The following is a 16,204-nucleotide window of genomic DNA, read 5'->3' as shown; positions in this document are numbered from 1 at the left end:
TGCAGGCAATTATTGAATAAGCCCATAAAACAAAAACACCGCCTCAATCAGGCGGTGTTTTACGTTCAGCGGCGGTAAGAATTACTTCTTAGCGCGTTCGAAGGAGGCGATGATTTCCGCTTTTGCCGCTTCAGCGTCGGCCCAGCCTTCCACTTTCACCCACTTGCCTTTTTCCAGATCTTTATAGTGCTCGAAGAAGTGAGCGATCTGCGCTTTCAGCAGTTCCGGCAGGTCGTTTACATCTTTGATGTGATCGTATTCTTTGCTCAGCTTGGTGTGCGGTACAGCAACCAGTTTCGCATCTTCACCGGCTTCGTCAGTCATTTTCAGCACGCCAACCGGACGGCAGCGAATAACGGAGCCCGGCTGCAGCGGGTACGGGGTCGGAACCAGAACGTCTACCGGGTCACCGTCCAGAGACAGGGTGTGGTTGATGTAACCGTAGTTGCACGGGTAGAACATCGCCGTAGACATGAAGCGGTCAACGAACAGTGCTCCACTCTCTTTGTCGATTTCGTATTTGATAGGATCTGCGTTAGCCGGGATCTCGATGACAACATAAATATCTTCGGGCAGATCTTTACCCGCCGGGACGTTGAGTAAGCTCATGTCTGTTTCCTTAAAAATGTGTGGCAATCTGGTGCCCGGTATTATAGCCAACTCACAAAGAATGTCTTTTCCTGTTTTCCTGTTCATCGTGTTGATATTGTTCTTTTCAGACGAATTTCATAACTGGAAAATCCATAAACTCAGCCGCTTTTTTCATAGTAAAGTGGAAACGATTACAAATTTGTGATTAACATTTTATCCACTTTTCTGAAGTGTGATGTAACGCATTCTGTTACATCCCGCCTTGTCTATATTTATCCCGCAGGTGAAGTTTTATCCAACAATAACCCTACGAGGATACCTTTATGTGGAAGCGCTTACTTCTTGTCACAGCAGTTTCCGCAGCCATGTCGTCTATGGTGATGGCTGCTCCTTTGACCGTAGGATTTTCGCAGGTCGGTTCTGAGTCCGGCTGGCGAGCCGCTGAAACCAACGTCGCGAAGAGTGAAGCCCAGAAACGCGGCATCACGCTGAAAATCGCTGACGGACAGCAAAAACAGGAAAACCAGATCAAAGCCGTGCGCTCCTTTATCGCTCAGGGCGTGGATGCCATCTTTATCGCCCCAGTTGTGGCAACTGGCTGGGAACCGGTACTGAAAGAAGCGAAAGAGGCAAAAATCCCGGTGTTCCTGCTCGACCGTTCTATTGATGTAAAAGACAATTCTCTCTATATGACCACGGTGACGGCCAATAACGTGCTGGAAGGTCAGTTGATTGGCGACTGGCTGATTAAAACCGTTAATGGTAAGCCGTGTAACGTCGTGGAACTGCAGGGGACGGTTGGCGCGAGTGTCGCGATCGATCGTAAAAAAGGCTTCGCGGAAGCGATCGCTAAAGCCCCGAACATTAAGATCATCCGTTCTCAGTCTGGCGACTTTACCCGCAGTAAAGGGAAAGAAGTCATGGAGAGCTTCATCAAGGCAGAAAACAACGGCAAAAACATTTGCATGGTTTACGCCCATAACGATGACATGGTGATCGGTGCGATTCAGGCCATCAAAGAAGCGGGCCTGAAACCGGGCAAAGATATCCTCACGGGCTCCATCGATGGCGTGCCGGATATCTATAAAGCGATGATTGCCGGCGAAGCGAATGCCAGCGTTGAGCTTACCCCGAACATGGCCGGTCCGGCGTTTGATGCGCTTGAGAAATTCAAGCAAGACGGCACCATGCCGCAGAAAGTGACACTGACCAAGTCCACGCTCTACCTGCCTGACACGGCAAAAGAAGAGTTAGAGAAGAAAAAAAATATGGGTTACTGATAATGGATCACCCCTTACCCTGGCCCTCTCCCCTGAGGGGAGAGGCGTCGCAGGCGCTCTCCCTTTTAGGAAGCGGGTCAGGGTAGGGAACCTTTGGGGGAGGCGATAATGACCGAATCAATCCATCATCAGGATGTCCTGCGTACAGAAGGCCTGAGCAAATACTTCCCCGGCGTGAAGGCATTAGATAATGTCGATTTTAGTCTGCGGCGCGGTGAAATCATGGCGCTGCTGGGTGAAAACGGCGCGGGGAAATCAACGCTCATCAAAGCCCTGACCGGGGTTTATCATGCCGATCGCGGCACCATCTGGCTGGAAGGTCAGCCAATCTCACCGAAGAATACCGCACATGCTCAGCAACTGGGTATTGGCACCGTCTACCAGGAAGTGAACCTGCTGCCGAACATGTCGGTGGCGGATAACCTGTTTATTGGTCGCGAACCGCGCCGTTTCGGCTTTCTGCGGCGCAAGGAGATGGAAAAACGCGCCACCGAACTGATGGCGTCTTACGGTTTTTCCCTCGATGTGCGCGAACCCCTTAACCGCTTTTCGGTGGCGATGCAGCAAATTGTCGCTATCTGTCGCGCGATCGATCTCTCCGCCAAAGTGCTGATCCTCGACGAACCGACGGCCAGTCTCGACACCAAAGAGGTCGACATGCTCTTCGGCCTGATGCGCCAGTTGCGCGATCAGGGCGTCAGCCTGATCTTCGTCACCCACTTTCTCGATCAGGTTTATCAGGTCAGCGATCGTATTACCGTGTTGCGAAACGGTGGTTTCGTCGGCTGCCGGGAAACCCACGAGCTGCCGCAGATTGAGCTGGTGAAGATGATGCTGGGCCGTGAGCTTGAGCATCAGGCATTGCAGCGTGCCGGGCGTACGTTGCTGAGTGAAAAACCGGTGGCGGCGTTTGAAGGCTTCGGCAAGAAAGGTACCATCGACCCCTTCGATTTGCAGGTTCGTCCCGGAGAAATCGTCGGGCTGGCGGGATTGTTAGGATCCGGTCGCACCGAAACCGCAGAAGTGATCTTCGGCATTAAGCCAGCCGACAGCGGTACGGCGTGGATCAAAGGGAAAAAACAGCTCCTGCGGTCACCGCATCAGGCCTCCTGTCTCGGCATCGGTTTTTGCCCGGAAGACAGGAAAACCGATGGCATTATTGCGGCGGCATCGGTCAGGGAGAATATCATTCTGGCATTGCAGGCGCAGCGTGGCTGGCTAAAACCGATTCCACGGCGCGAACAACATGAGATCACCGAACGTTTTATTCGCCAGCTTGGCATCCGTACACCCAGCGGGGAGCAGCCGATTGAGTTTCTCTCCGGCGGCAACCAACAAAAAGTGCTGCTCTCCCGCTGGCTTTTGACCCGCCCGCAGTTTCTCATTCTTGATGAGCCGACGCGCGGTATCGACGTGGGCGCACACGCAGAAATTATCCGTCTGATAGAAAGCCTGTGTGCCGATGGCCTGGCGCTGCTGGTTATCTCGTCTGAGCTGGAGGAGCTGGTGGGCTACGCCGACAGGGTGATTATCATGCGCGATCGCAAGCAGGTCGCGGAGATCCCGCTGGATGCACTCTCGGTCCCGGCGATTATGAATGCTATTGCGGCATAAGGAGTAAACCGTGATGCCTCAATCCCTTCCGCAAACGGACGCCGCAAAGCGCCGTTTTCGCTGGCCCACCGGGATGCCGCAACTCGCGGCGCTGATCCTGGTGCTAGTGGTTGATAGCCTGGTGGCGCCGCATTTCTTCCAGGTGGTGCTGCAGGACGGGCGCCTGTTTGGCAGCCCGATTGACATTCTTAACCGCGCCGCCCCGGTTGCGCTGCTCGCCATTGGTATGACGCTGGTGATCGCCACCGGCGGTATCGATCTTTCCGTCGGTGCGGTGATGGCAATTGCGGGCGCCACGGCGGCATCCATGGCCGTCGCCGGACACTCGCTGCCGGTTATTCTGCTGGCGACGCTGGCAACAGGCGTGCTGGCGGGGCTGTGGAACGGCATTCTGGTGGCGATACTGAAAATCCAGCCTTTCGTCGCCACGCTGATCTTAATGGTCGCCGGACGCGGCGTGGCGCAACTGATCACCGCCGGGCAGATCGTCACTTTTGATGCGCCGAACCTGGCGTGGATCGGCAGCGGCAAATTCCTGTTGTTCCCGACGCCGGTGATCATCGCCCTGGTGACGCTGATCGTCTTCTGGCTGTTCACCCGCAAAACTGCGCTGGGGATGTTTATTGAAGCGGTCGGCATCAACATTCGCGCCGCCAAAAACGCCGGGGTGAATACGCGCGTTGTGGTGATGCTGACCTATGTTCTGAGCGGCGTGTGTGCGGCGATTGCCGGAACTATCGTTGCCGCCGATATTCGCGGCGCTGATGCCAATAACGCCGGGCTTTGGCTGGAGCTGGACGCCATCCTGGCGGTGGTTATCGGTGGCGGTTCGTTGATGGGCGGGCGTTTTAACCTGCTGTTGTCGGTGGTCGGGGCATTGATTATTCAGGGTATGAATACCGGCATCCTGCTTTCCGGCTTCCCGCCGGAGCTCAACCAGGTGGTGAAAGCGGTGGTGGTGCTCTGCGTCCTGATCGTCCAGTCACCGTCTTTTATCAGCATACTGAAAAGGATCCGCCGCCATGATCAAACGTAATTTACCGCTGATGATTACGCTCGGGGTGTTTATCCTTGGCTATCTCTATTGCCTGACGCAGTTCCCGGGGTTCGCCTCGACGCGCGTCATCTGCAATATCCTGACTGATAACGCGTTTCTTGGGATCATCGCCGTCGGTATGACCTTTGTGATCCTCTCCGGGGGTATCGATCTTTCCGTCGGCTCGGTGATCGCTTTCACCGGGGTTTTTCTGGCGAAAGCGATCGGTTTCTGGGGGATCCCGCCGTTGCTGGCGTTTCCGCTGGTGCTGGTGATGGGCTGCGCGTTTGGCGCGTTTATGGGGTTGTTGATCGACGCGCTTAAAATTCCGGCGTTTATCATCACCCTTGCCGGGATGTTCTTCCTGCGCGGCGTCAGCTATCTGGTTTCTGAAGAGTCGATCCCGATTAACCATCCGGTGTACGACACCCTCTCCGATCTCGCCTGGACGATTCCCGGCGGCGGTCGTCTCAGTGCGATGGGGCTTCTGATGTTGCTGGTCGTCGTGATAGGGATTTTCCTCGCCCACCGTACCCGTTTTGGCAATCAGGTGTATGCCATCGGCGGCAACGCGACATCGGCCAACCTGATGGGGATTTCAACACGCAGCACCACCATTCGCATCTACATGCTCTCCACCGGGCTGGCGACGCTGGCGGGCATTGTGTTCTCGGTGTATACCCAGGCGGGTTATGCGCTGGCGGGTGTTGGCGTGGAGCTGGACGCGATCGCCTCGGTGGTGATTGGCGGTACGCTGCTCAGTGGCGGCGTCGGTACAGTGCTGGGAACGCTGTTCGGTGTGGGAATTCAGGGGCTGATTCAGACCTATATTAACTTTGACGGCACGCTCAGCTCGTGGTGGACCAAGATCGCCATCGGCATTTTATTGTTCATTTTCATTGCCCTGCAGCGCGGCCTGACAGTGCTATGGGAAAATCGTCAGAGTTCGCCGGTCACAAGGGTTAATAACGCAACAACCCGGTAACATGTTGAAATTGCATTAAAACTAAACTTTTTCCGGTAGCAGCCGATAAATTTATTTTATGCCGAAAGTCCCCTGCTACCGGAAATAACATCATGCTAAAAACGCTATCGATTCGAACCGGCCTGCTTTCTGTACTCGCCGTGATGACGCTCCTGCTCCTGCTGGTGAGCGGCATGGGCATTTATGCCCTCTCTCAAAGTTCTTCCTCTTTGCAGCGCATCAACCAGCTCCAGGGCGAGCAGATGGTGCATCTCAACGAAGGCTATACCCTGATTTTGCGCGCGCGTAACGAAGCCGGTCAGGCGGTGCGTCTGATGGAGATCGGGATGCTGGATGACGCCACCAAAGCGGTCAAAAATATCAATACGGAAGTGGCGCAGGCGCAGAAAGTGTTAGCTGCGGCACTCAGCACGCCGATGCAGGACGAGCAGGGCGATAATCTGTTGAAAACGGTGGCGAACAGTTACGCCGTCTATAACGAACAGGGTATCAAGCCGATGCTGGAGGCGCTGAATAAACAGAGCGCGGATGGTTATTACGATCTACTTGAGAAGAGCCTGATCCCGGTTTCCCGTCAGTTTGACAACAATATGCAGGCGTATCAGAAGTGGGTCGATCAGCGCGGAAAAGCAGAGGTCAGCGCGGTGCAGAGCAGTAAAACGCGGGTGATGATGTTTATCGTCATTGTCGCGCTGCTGACAGCCGGGGTGATCGTCCTGGCATGGATGGCGCTGCGTCAGATGCTGCTCAAACCACTGAATGCCTCTATCGCTCAACTGGAACATGTCGCCGCCGGGGATCTCACCTGGGAAACTGACAAACAGGCGAGCCACGAAATTAACCGCCTCAACGCGGCCATTGACGACATGCGCCAGTCGCTGATGTCCTCCGTGCTGCGCGTGCGTGACGCCAGTTCACAAATTGATACCGGCAGCCGCGAACTGGCAGCGGGTAACATGCACCTGGCGCAGCGGACGGAATCCACCGCGACCTCCCTTGAACAGACGGCGGCCAGTATGGAAGAGATCACCGCCACGGTGAAACAGAACGCCGAAAACGCAGAGCAGGCGCACCAGCTGGCGAAAGCGGTCTCTGATACCGCCGATCGCGGCAGTGAAATGGTTTGCTACGTCATTGAAAAAATGCGTGATATCTCCAGCAGTTCCGATCGTATTGCCGACATCCTTAGCGTTATCGACGGCATCGCCTTCCAGACCAACATTCTGGCGCTCAACGCCTCAGTAGAAGCGGCGCGTGCAGGCGAGCAGGGGCGTGGGTTTGCGGTGGTTGCAGGCGAAGTACGAATTCTGGCGAGCCGCAGTGCGGATGCGGCGAAAGAGATTCGTCAGTTGATTAGCGATTCCCGTAGTCACGTAGGCGAGGGGAGTGACCTGGCGTTGCAGGCAGGTGAAACGATGGATGAGATCGCTACCGAAGTGCTGCGAATGACTAAGTTGATGCGTGAAATCGCCAGTGCGTCGCAGGAGCAGAGTCGTGGCATTGAGCAGGTAAATATCGCCGTCAGCCAGATGGATGAAACCGCTCAGCAGAACGCCGCGCTGGTGCAGCAATCCTCTGCGGCGACGCGCTCGCTCGAAGAGCAGTCGCAGGAGCTGATTGAAGCAATGGCTTCGTTCAGACTGCAGGGTGCAGGCGCGGTCTGATGCGCCACACTGACCCTCTCCCCACCGGGAAGAGGGTCAGAAACGCAGACATTACGCGTCCGGGAACTCGCGAATAAAGCGCTCGACATCTTCCACCATATGATTGGTGCCGACGAAGAACGGACGGCGTTGGTGCAGGCTGTCCGGGATAATATCCAGAATACGCCCTTTACCGTCGCTGGCTTTACCGCCCGCCTGCTCGGCGAGGAAGGCCATCGGGTTGCACTCATACAGCAGACGCAGTTTACCTTGCGGGTGGCTGGCCGTGCTCGGGTAGAGATAAATCCCGCCTTTCAGCAGGTTACGGTGAAAATCAGCCACCAGAGAACCGATATAACGTGACGTATACGGACGCTGGGTTGCCTTATCTTCTTCCTGACAGAACTTGATGTACTTCTTCACACCCATCGGGAATTTAATGTAGTTGCCTTCGTTGATGGAGTAAGTGTTGCCTTTTTCCGGGAAGCGCATGCGTTCCTGGCTCAGGCAAAACACCCCCAGCGACGGATCATAGGTAAAGGCGTGAACACCGCAACCGGTGGTGTACACCAGCATAGTGGAGGAGCCGTAAACCACATATCCGGCAGCAACCTGTTTGTTGCCCGGCTGCAGGAAATCCTCTTCGGTAACCGGGGTGCCTACCGGCGTCACGCGGCGGTAGATTGAAAAAATGGTGCCAACAGAAACGTTAACATCAATGTTGGATGAGCCATCCAGCGGATCCATCAGCACGACGTACTTCGCATGCTCACAGCCTTCAAAGACGACGATCTCGTCTTCTTCTTCCGACGCGATACCCGCGACGATGTCGCGCGCCTTAAGTGCAGCTTTCAGTTTTTCGTTCGCGAACAGATCGAGCTTCTGCTGAACCTCGCCCTGCACGTTCTCAGCACCGCTGGCACCCAGGATATCGACCAGACCGGCCTTATTGATATCGCGGTGGATAATTTTGGCGCCCAGTTTTATTGCCGACAGCAAAGCAGTGAGCTCACCGGTAGCATGAGAAAACTCGTGCTGCTTTTCGACAATAAATTCACCTAACGTTTTCATAACACTTTCCCTGCATTTTATGTGGAGTAAAGCGACCGCAACAATCTTAACAAAGATTCAAATAGTAGCGCACAGGTGAATCGCGCCAGCAAAATACGGATTTAACTGAAATGCGTTTCGCTGCCGTCGAACATATGAGTAAAATACGCGCCAGCGAAAAGAAAGGACGTAACGTATGCGCATTCATATTTTAGGAATTTGTGGCACTTTCATGGGCGGGCTGGCGATGCTGGCGCGCACCCTGGGCCACGACGTGACGGGTTCGGACGCCAACGTGTATCCGCCAATGAGCACGTTACTGGAAAAACAAGGTATTGATTTAATTCAGGGTTATGATCCTGCACAGCTTGATCCGCAGCCGGATCTGGTGATCATCGGCAATGCTATGACGCGCGGCAACCCGTGCGTGGAAGCGGTGCTGGAGAAGAATATTCCGTACATGTCCGGTCCGCAGTGGCTGCATGATTTCGTGCTGCGCGACCGTTGGGTGCTGGCGATTGCCGGTACTCACGGCAAAACCACCACCGCTGGAATGGCGACCTGGATCTTAGACGTCTGCGGCTACAAGCCAGGCTTTGTGATCGGCGGCGTGCCGGGCAATTTCGATGTATCTGCCCGTCTCGGTGACAGCCCGTTCTTTGTCATCGAAGCCGATGAATATGACTGCGCCTTCTTCGACAAGCGCTCCAAATTCGTTCATTACTGCCCGCGTACGCTGGTGCTCAACAACCTTGAGTTTGACCACGCGGACATCTTTGACGACCTGAAAGCGATTCAGAAGCAGTTCCACCATCTGGTGCGCATCGTGCCGGGTCAGGGCCGTATTATCCTGCCGGAAAATGACATTAACCTGAAACAGGTGATGACGATGGGCTGCTGGAGCGAGCAGGAACTGGTGGGCGAGCAGGGGCACTGGCAGGCGAAGAAGCTGAACGCAGACGCCTCTGAATGGGAAGTGCTGCTGGATGGCGAGGTTGTCGGTCAGGTGAAGTGGGCGCTGGTTGGCGAACACAACATGAATAACGGCCTGATGGCGATTGCCGCCGCGCGTCATGTGGGCGTCACGCCTGCCGATGCCGCGAATGCGCTGGGATCGTTTATCAACGCCCGTCGCCGTCTTGAACTGCGTGGTGAAGCGAATGGTGTTTGCGTGTATGACGATTTCGCGCATCACCCGACAGCGATCCTCGCCACGTTGCAGGCGCTGCGCGGCAAAGTGGGCGGCACGGCGCGCATTATCGCGGTGCTGGAACCACGCTCCAACACCATGAAAATGGGCATCAGCAAAAACGATCTGGCGCCGTCGCTGGGGCGTGCGGATGAAGTGTATCTGCTCCAGCCGCAGCATATTCCCTGGCAGGTGGCGGAAGTGGCGGAAGCCTGCATCCAGCCGGCTTTCTGGAGTGCGGACGTCGATGCGCTGGTGGAGATGATTGTCAAATCCGCGCAGCCAGGCGATCACATTCTGGTAATGAGCAACGGCGGGTTTGGTGGGATCCATCAGAAACTGCTGGACGGTCTGGCGAAAAAAGCGGACGCGGTAGAAGAGTAGTTTATTGCCCGGTGGCGCATTGCTTACCGGGCCTACGATTCTGTAGGCCGGATAAGCGCAGCGCCATCCGGCAAAACGGTTACTGCTCGTTTTCTGCCAGTTCGCGCAGATACTGGAATATCAGGCGCGCAGATTTCGGCGGCTTATTCCCTTCTTTCTCTTTCTTCGCATTGCGGATAAGCGTACGCATCTGCTGGCGATCGGCATCCGGCCACAGATTCAGCACGTCGGTCATGGCATCGTCGCCTTCGTCGATCAGGCGATCGCGCAGTTGCTCCAGCTTGTGAAACAGCACAACCTGCTGGTTGTGACGGTTTTTCAGCTTATCCAGTGCCTGGCGAATCGGATCGACATCGCGTTGACGCAGCAGTTTGCCAATCAGCTGTAGCTGACGGCGGCGACCTTCTTTCTTGATACGCTGTGCCAGCTCAATGGCGTCACGGAGATCCTGGTCGAGCGGGATTTTATCCAGCGCGTTTTTCCCCAGATCGACCATTTCCGCGCCAAGCTGTTTTAACTCTTCGGCGTCGCGTTTAATTTCACTTTTACTGACCCAGATGATTTCATCATCTTCATCCTCGATGTCATCACCGGGAACATCGTCGAGCCAGTCTTTGGGCTGCTTGGTCATCTCAGGCTCCTTAAAAAAAGAGGCACATGTTACCAGTTAAGGCGCGCACTGGAAAACGGTTCTCTGTTAGACTTCATTGAAACTCTCTTTACATTATGGCATTGACGATGAAAGTAATCACTCAAGTTGCAGAGCAGCGTAAAGCACTGGAAGAAGCGGTCTCTACCGCGCTGGAACTGGCGTCAGGCAAGTCAGATGGCGCTGAAGTTTCGGTGTCGAAAACCACCGGTATTGGCGTCAGCACGCGTTACGGTGAAGTGGAGAATGTCGAATTCAATAGCGACGGCGCGCTCGGCATTACGGTGTATCACCAGAATCGCAAAGGCAGTGCCTCGTCGACTGATTTAAGCCCGCAGGCGATTGCCCGCACTGTGCAGGCGGCGCTGGATATCGCCAGCTACACGTCTGCCGATCCTTACGCCGGGGTGGCAGATAAAGACCTGCTGGCCTTTGACGCGCCGGATTTGGATCTCTTCCACCCGACAGAAGTTTCACCCGACGAAGCCATCGAGCTGGCGGCACGTGCCGAACAAATCGCCCTCAAGGCCGATAAGCGCATTACCAACACCGAAGGCGGCAGTTTTAACAGCCACTATGGCATCAAAGTGTTCGGCAACAGTCACGGCATGCTGCAAAGCTACTGCTCGACCCGCCACTCGCTTTCCAGCTGCGTGATTGCGGAAGAAAACGGTGAAATGGAACGCGATTACGCCTATACCATCGGCCGGGCGATTGAGGATCTGCAATCACCGGAATGGGTTGGTGAAGAATGCGCGCGCCGCACTCTGGCTCGCCTCGCGCCACGTAAATTGTCGACCATGAAAGCGCCGGTGATTTTCGCCCACGAAGTGGCGACCGGGCTGTTCGGTCACCTGGTCGGCGCGATTGCCGGTGGTGCGGTGTACCGCAAATCCACGTTCCTGCTGGATTCCCTTGGCAAACAGATCCTGCCGGAGTGGCTGACCATCGAGGAACATCCACATCTGCGTAAAGGGCTGGCCTCGACGCCGTTCGACAGCGAAGGTGTACGCACGGAGCGCCGCGATATTATTAAAGACGGCATTCTCACCCAATGGCTACTGACCAATTATTCAGCCCGCAAACTGGGCCTCAGAAGTACCGGGCACGCAGGCGGTATTCACAACTGGCGCATTGCCGGGCGCGGCCTGAGTTTTGAAAAGTTGCTAAAAGAAATGGGCACGGGTCTTGTGGTGACCGAGCTGATGGGGCAGGGTGTCAGTGGCGTAACGGGGGATTATTCGCGCGGTGCTTCAGGTTTTTGGGTCGAGAATGGCGTAATTCAGTACCCGGTGAGTGAAATCACCATTGCCGGAAACCTGAAAGACATGTGGCGTAATATTGTCACCATCGCCGACGATATTGAAACACGTAGCAATATACAGTGTGGTTCCGTGCTGTTACCGGAGATGAAAATCGCCGGGCAATGATTCACTTGTTGGCGCGACCTGCCGCGCCGTTAATAACAAAAAAGGAAGTGAGCAATGCGTAAAAAACTCCTCGCGATGTTAGCGGTGTCTTCCCTTGTCCTCAGTTCGGCAAACGTTTTTGCCGCCGATCTTGAAGACGATATGGATACCCTCAACGCAAACCTGAAAATTGTTCAGAAGACCGATAACGCCGCAGACATGAAGGACGCGCTGAGTAAAATGCGCGCCGCCGCACTGGATGCGCAGAAACAGACGCCGCCGAAGCTGGAAGGTAAAGCGGCAGACAGCGCTGAGATGAAAGATTTCCGCCACGGCCTGGATACGCTGGTCGGGCAAATCGACGGTGCGCTGAAGCTGGCGAACGAAGGTAAAGTCAAAGAGGCGCAGGCTGCGGCTGACGGCTTTGTGACAACGCGCAATACCTATCACAAAAAGTATCGTTAAAATAGGTGCTTGAGCCTTACGCCCTCATTGTGTGGGGCGGGGGGAGTTCGGAACTCCCCCCGGTATAGCTCCTTACTTGTCAGATTTGCAATCCAGACGTGCTGCAACTTCCTGCGAACCGTTGCGATATCGAATTTCGCAAAGCGATCGCCGGGTAATCAGAGTCACTGCGATGATTGTTATGGCAATTATCAGCAGCGCCCGTATAATTGGTTGCGGTCGTTTCATGGATGCCTCCTTGCTTCTGCAGGTAAGGCACTAACCTCCACGGTGCGACGTGAAGTTTAGGGCCCCACCTTGTACTGACCCCAAAAAGTTGGACAGTTAAACACGAGGCACATAGGTCTGGGTTCGATATTCAATTGGACTCAGACCTTTTAATTTCAGGCTAATTCTTCTGCTGTTGTAGTAGTCAATATATTCCGTAACAGCATCCTTCAGTTCGCTTATATTACTGAACTCGTCAAGATAAAAACACTCCGACTTTAAGGTTCCAAAGAAACATTCCACGACTGCATTATCCAGACAATTGCCTTTTCTGGACATGCTCTGTGTAATGCCTTGTTCTTTAAGGATGTTTTGATACCTTCTCATACGATACTGCCATCCCTGGTCAGAGTGCAGAATAGGATGCTCGTGAGGCTTAAGCTTTTTGAATGCCTGATCGAGCATATTCTCGACCATGTTCATCACAGGTCTTTCCGACAGGCTGTAAGAAATAACTTCGTTGTTGAAGAGATCTATTACTGGAGACAAATACAGCTTTCGCCCATTGACTGCAAATTCAGTAACGTCGGTAACCCACTTCTCGTTTGGCCGTGTAGCCTTGAAATCCCTTTGGAGAACATTGGGGGCGGTTTGCCCTACCTCTCCTCTGTAGGAGCTGTATCGCTTGACCTTAATCGCTGCCTTAAGCGAGAGGGTTCCCATCAGGCGCTGAACGGCTTTATGGTTAATCCGTTCCCCGTCTCGATGGAGAGACAACGTTACCCTACGGTATCCGTAACGACCTTTATTCTCGTGATAAATCTCACCAATACGCTTTTTAACATCCGCATACTTATCAGGCTTGCTGAGAGCCTTTAGATGGTAATAAAACGTACTGCGCGGTATCTCCGCTGCCTTGAGAAGCTCATCAAGAGGGTAAAACTGCCTTAGCTCGTTGAGTACTTTCACTTTTTCGCGGGATGAGCTAAGGCTTTCAGCTTTTTTAGATACGTAAGCCGCATTTCAAGGAATCGAACTTGTCTTTCAAGATCCTCAATACGTCGGTCTTTCGACAGCTCCAATGCTAACGCCGCTTTTTCTGGATCAACTGACATTGTAATGTTTCTTTTGGTGCCGATCTTGAGTGCGCGTAAACCAGCTTCTCCGTGCTCCTCATAGACTTTCAGCCACTTGGCTACAGAACCACTACCAGCAAGCATAAAGTGAGCAGCAGCCTGATTGAGGGACATCTGCTGCTCGGTCACGGCTTTCACGACCTTAATGCGCAACTCTGGATCAGCACTAACGCCTTTAGGTTTGGGAATTAAACCTTTTTCTCCATGTTTTTCATAGAGGGCAACCCACGTCCTGACCTGGGTTCGAGGCACACCAAAACGTGCAGAGATGATCCTGTAACCATCATCAGTTGTGAAGTAGTGATTCACGACTTCAAGGCGCTTTTCGAAGGGGTATTTTGGCTTTGACATATCAGGGACTATTCCATTTCATCGTCCAACAAAATGGGTGCAGTACACAACCTTGATTTATAGTCAGGTGGGGCTTTCCACTTTCCGTCCCATGCCTGAGACGGAAAGTCTCAAGCACCCGCAAGCATCTTAGCGATTTTTCATAAGCAAACCTTATCGACATCACATTTTTACGAGAAGCCTCGCAAGGTTTTTCTCTATCGTGCGCCATGATTTGCCACCAATCCCTGTGATATTCATCACGTAATTCCAGTCAATTGAACTTATTCACCGCAATAATGTGGCACAGATCACTGCTGCCTGTTTCCTTTCCACTTCGAAGTGGAAAACAACTGTCTACAAACTCCGGTTGCCCAACGCTACTTTTATCTCAGAGACATTAACGGGGTAAGACGAGTGATTAACGGAGCGGTAATGAACGACGTTGGGGACCAGGCAGTTCAGACAGAGAAACTTGCCGATACCATGCTGAAGCAGACCTTTGCGCTGCTCAGCCGCCACAACATCCTCCCCAATGCAGTACAGGAGCAGATGCTGACCTCTCATGTCCGCGCGATGGCGCATCGGTCAGTGACCGGTGAACCGCTGCCCGAAGTGGATGCCAGCCTGTTCGAAGAAATTTCACAAGATTCAATGACGCTTGCCCGAGAAGTGGTCGCGCAGTTTGGCAACCTCCCTGAGGAAGAAGCCTGGCTGCTCTCCGTTCACTTCGAAGTAGCGAAAGACAACCTTTAAGGAGCAAATGATGGAACAGATTACCGTTGTAATTGGCGATCGCCTTGGCAAAGGACAGAAAGTGGCTGCAGGCGTTGAGAAAGCCGGTGGCCGTGCCGTGGTTGTTCCGGGTGTGGCGGCAGATATGAAGCTTGGCGATGTGATGAAAGCGGAAAACGCCACCTTCGGTATCTCTTTCTGCGGTAGTGGTGGCGCTGGCGCCATTACGGCGCAAAACAAATATGGCTACAAAGCGAAATACGGCATGCGTTCTGTGGATGAGGGCGTAACGGCCATCAATGAAGGCTGCAATGTTCTGGGCTTTGGCTTTATGGATAAAGAAGAGCTGGGCGAACGCCTGGTGGAAGCCTGGAAAAAGAAATACGGCGCATAACTATGAAAGAGCAGTTCACCACCACGGTGAGGGTTAAGGGCAAAGGCGACTCAAAAGCACGCGCTTTTGCCGATGCGCTTAACCAGGTGCAATCAGCGGTGATGAAGAGTTCACCGCACATTTTACTGCGTATTGAGCCACAGGATGTGCAAGTTGTTCATGCGCGTGAAGCGGTGCGTAAGGAAGCATTTTTGTTCTTCTTTCTGCGCCGGGAAAGACGGTCGTACAGCGTGGAGCTGGATGTCACCGTCAACGTGACCGCCATCAACCTCGACAGGGTAGATTTTGTCACGCAACGCTGATTCTTACTAAAAGGGCAGACTAATGTTCCTGATAATTTTAATAAAATCACTCATCATCGGTGGCCTCGTGGGCGTCGGCGTGGGTGCTGGGGCTGCACGCATGTTTCATGCGCCCACCACACAGGGGATGGGCGCGTTTCGTACGTTGGGGGAACTGAACTCTTGCGAAGGGGACCCGGCGTCTCACTTCTCCTTTGGGTTAGGCTTTTTCTTCAACGCGTGGGCCTCTTCTGTTGCGGCGGGCTCTTTCACACAGGACGTCGACCACCGCATTATTCCTAACTGGGGTGCGGCAGCGCTGATGCTGAAAAACCGCAATGTCGGCGAAACACTGCACGATCCGAAGAAAATGGCGATCGCCTGCGGCGTGATCGGCATGATCGTGGTGACCTTCCTTAACCTGACCGCCTCGTCCGTACCGGAAGCGCTGCAGGTGACGGCGGTGAAGGTTCTGGTGCCGGCGGCAAACCTGCTGGTGAATACCGTGATGCCGGTGATCTTCTGGCTGGCGGCTATCGATGCGGGTAAAAAATCCGGCTTCTGGGCAACTGTCTTCGGCGGCGCAGCGCAGCTGATCATGGGTAACGCCGTACCGGGTCTGGTACTGGGTATTCTCATCGGTAAAGGCGTTGAAGAGAGTGGCTGGCATCGCGTGACCAAAGTGATGATGGTGGCGATTGTGGCGCTGTTCGTCCTGAGCGGCTTCTTCCGCGGCTTCGACATGAAAATGATCGAATCTTTCCATCTGACCGTCCCGAACTGGCTGGATGTGATCCATAACTCTCTCAGCGGTAAATAACAGGAG

Annotated in this window: 17 protein-coding genes; 12 read left to right on the top strand and 5 right to left on the bottom strand. The window is 54.0% G+C overall.

Annotated elements, in window-relative coordinates; genetic code table 11:
* Positions 1–81: 81 nt before the first annotated feature.
* Positions 82–609, bottom strand: a complete 528-nt coding sequence (ppa, locus tag QMG90_RS19290) for an inorganic diphosphatase (protein WP_054179622.1) — start codon at positions 607–609, stop codon at positions 82–84.
* A 305-nt stretch (positions 610–914) separates the two neighbouring features.
* On the opposite strand from ppa, the gene ytfQ reads away from it, so the two are divergent.
* The 5 genes from ytfQ (at position 915) to QMG90_RS19265 (ending at position 7,170) form a co-directional block, all read left to right on the top strand.
* Positions 915–1,871, top strand: a complete 957-nt coding sequence (gene ytfQ, locus QMG90_RS19285; RefSeq protein ID WP_283281306.1) for a galactofuranose ABC transporter, galactofuranose-binding protein YtfQ — start codon at positions 915–917, stop codon at positions 1,869–1,871.
* 108 nt (positions 1,872–1,979) lie between these two features.
* The gene (ytfR, locus tag QMG90_RS19280; protein ID WP_283281305.1) at positions 1,980–3,485 is read left to right on the top strand and encodes a galactofuranose ABC transporter, ATP-binding protein YtfR; all 1,506 of its coding nucleotides are present in this window, start codon (positions 1,980–1,982) and stop codon (positions 3,483–3,485) included.
* Positions 3,486–3,495: 10 nt separating this feature from the next.
* Positions 3,496–4,521, top strand: a complete 1,026-nt coding sequence (ytfT, locus tag QMG90_RS19275) for a galactofuranose ABC transporter, ATP-binding protein YtfT (protein ID WP_283281304.1) — start codon at positions 3,496–3,498, stop codon at positions 4,519–4,521.
* A complete protein-coding gene (gene yjfF, locus QMG90_RS19270; RefSeq protein WP_283281303.1) occupies positions 4,508–5,506 on the top strand; it encodes a galactofuranose ABC transporter, permease protein YjfF in 999 nt (332 codons plus the stop codon). Before ytfT ends, yjfF begins: the two co-directional genes overlap by 14 nt.
* A gap of 92 nt (positions 5,507–5,598) precedes the next feature.
* Positions 5,599–7,170 carry a methyl-accepting chemotaxis protein gene (locus tag QMG90_RS19265; RefSeq protein ID WP_283281302.1) on the top strand — a complete coding sequence of 524 codons (1,572 nt, stop codon included), beginning with the start codon at positions 5,599–5,601 and terminating at the stop codon, positions 7,168–7,170.
* Positions 7,171–7,221: 51 nt separating this feature from the next.
* Here the strand turns inward: QMG90_RS19265 and fbp are convergent, their stop codons facing one another.
* A complete protein-coding gene (gene fbp, locus QMG90_RS19260; protein WP_038156190.1) occupies positions 7,222–8,220 on the bottom strand; it encodes a class 1 fructose-bisphosphatase in 999 nt (332 codons plus the stop codon).
* Between the two features lie 175 nt (positions 8,221–8,395).
* Between fbp and mpl the strand changes: the two genes are divergently transcribed.
* On the top strand, positions 8,396–9,772 hold the full coding sequence (mpl, locus tag QMG90_RS19255; protein ID WP_283281301.1) for a UDP-N-acetylmuramate:L-alanyl-gamma-D-glutamyl-meso-diaminopimelate ligase: 1,377 nt from the start codon (positions 8,396–8,398) through the stop codon (positions 9,770–9,772).
* A gap of 79 nt (positions 9,773–9,851) precedes the next feature.
* Here mpl and yjgA read toward each other — a convergent pair whose 3' ends face one another.
* Positions 9,852–10,403, bottom strand: a complete 552-nt coding sequence (gene yjgA, locus QMG90_RS19250; protein WP_283281300.1) for a ribosome biogenesis factor YjgA — start codon at positions 10,401–10,403, stop codon at positions 9,852–9,854.
* A 95-nt stretch (positions 10,404–10,498) separates the two neighbouring features.
* Here yjgA and pmbA point away from each other — a divergent pair, with 95 nt between their 5' ends.
* Both pmbA and cybC read left to right on the top strand, forming a co-directional pair.
* On the top strand, positions 10,499–11,851 hold the full coding sequence (pmbA, locus tag QMG90_RS19245; protein ID WP_283281299.1) for a metalloprotease PmbA: 1,353 nt from the start codon (positions 10,499–10,501) through the stop codon (positions 11,849–11,851).
* A gap of 54 nt (positions 11,852–11,905) precedes the next feature.
* Positions 11,906–12,295: a cytochrome b562 gene (gene cybC / locus QMG90_RS19240; RefSeq protein ID WP_283281297.1), complete on the top strand. Its 390-nt coding sequence runs from the start codon at positions 11,906–11,908 to the stop codon at positions 12,293–12,295.
* Between the two features lie 72 nt (positions 12,296–12,367).
* On the opposite strand, the gene QMG90_RS19235 is transcribed toward cybC, so the two are convergent.
* Positions 12,368–12,523, bottom strand: a complete 156-nt coding sequence (locus QMG90_RS19235) for a Hok/Gef family protein (protein WP_283281295.1) — start codon at positions 12,521–12,523, stop codon at positions 12,368–12,370.
* A 96-nt stretch (positions 12,524–12,619) separates the two neighbouring features.
* Positions 12,620–13,989, bottom strand: a protein-coding gene (locus tag QMG90_RS19230) for an IS3-like element ISKpn8 family transposase (RefSeq protein ID WP_085949440.1) whose coding sequence is annotated in 2 segments (ribosomal slippage) — positions 12,620–13,509 and positions 13,509–13,989 — 1,371 coding nt in all. Because the reading frame shifts where the segments join, the coding sequence is not laid out codon by codon here.
* A gap of 396 nt (positions 13,990–14,385) precedes the next feature.
* Between QMG90_RS19230 and QMG90_RS19225 the strand changes: the two genes are divergently transcribed.
* Genes QMG90_RS19225 through QMG90_RS19210 form a run of 4 tightly spaced genes read left to right on the top strand, consistent with a single transcriptional unit; the run spans position 14,386 to position 16,198 of the window.
* Positions 14,386–14,724, top strand: coding sequence for a glycine dehydrogenase (locus tag QMG90_RS19225; RefSeq protein ID WP_156964111.1), 339 nt, complete (start codon positions 14,386–14,388; stop codon positions 14,722–14,724).
* 10 nt (positions 14,725–14,734) lie between these two features.
* The gene (locus QMG90_RS19220; RefSeq protein WP_038156178.1) at positions 14,735–15,097 is read left to right on the top strand and encodes an SFCGS family glycine-rich protein; all 363 of its coding nucleotides are present in this window, start codon (positions 14,735–14,737) and stop codon (positions 15,095–15,097) included.
* A 2-nt stretch (positions 15,098–15,099) separates the two neighbouring features.
* The gene (locus QMG90_RS19215) at positions 15,100–15,399 is read left to right on the top strand and encodes a DUF4312 family protein (protein ID WP_038156177.1); all 300 of its coding nucleotides are present in this window, start codon (positions 15,100–15,102) and stop codon (positions 15,397–15,399) included.
* A 22-nt stretch (positions 15,400–15,421) separates the two neighbouring features.
* Positions 15,422–16,198: a DUF4311 domain-containing protein gene (locus tag QMG90_RS19210; protein ID WP_038156176.1), complete on the top strand. Its 777-nt coding sequence runs from the start codon at positions 15,422–15,424 to the stop codon at positions 16,196–16,198.
* Positions 16,199–16,204 lie beyond the last annotated feature (6 nt).

The sequence above is a fragment of the Trabulsiella odontotermitis genome (genome assembly GCF_030053895.1).
Taxonomy (GTDB): Bacteria; Pseudomonadota; Gammaproteobacteria; order Enterobacterales; family Enterobacteriaceae; genus Trabulsiella; species Trabulsiella odontotermitis_C.
The sequence above is the reverse complement of the archived record's forward strand: the minus strand, read 5'-3'. Positions and strand labels throughout refer to the sequence as shown.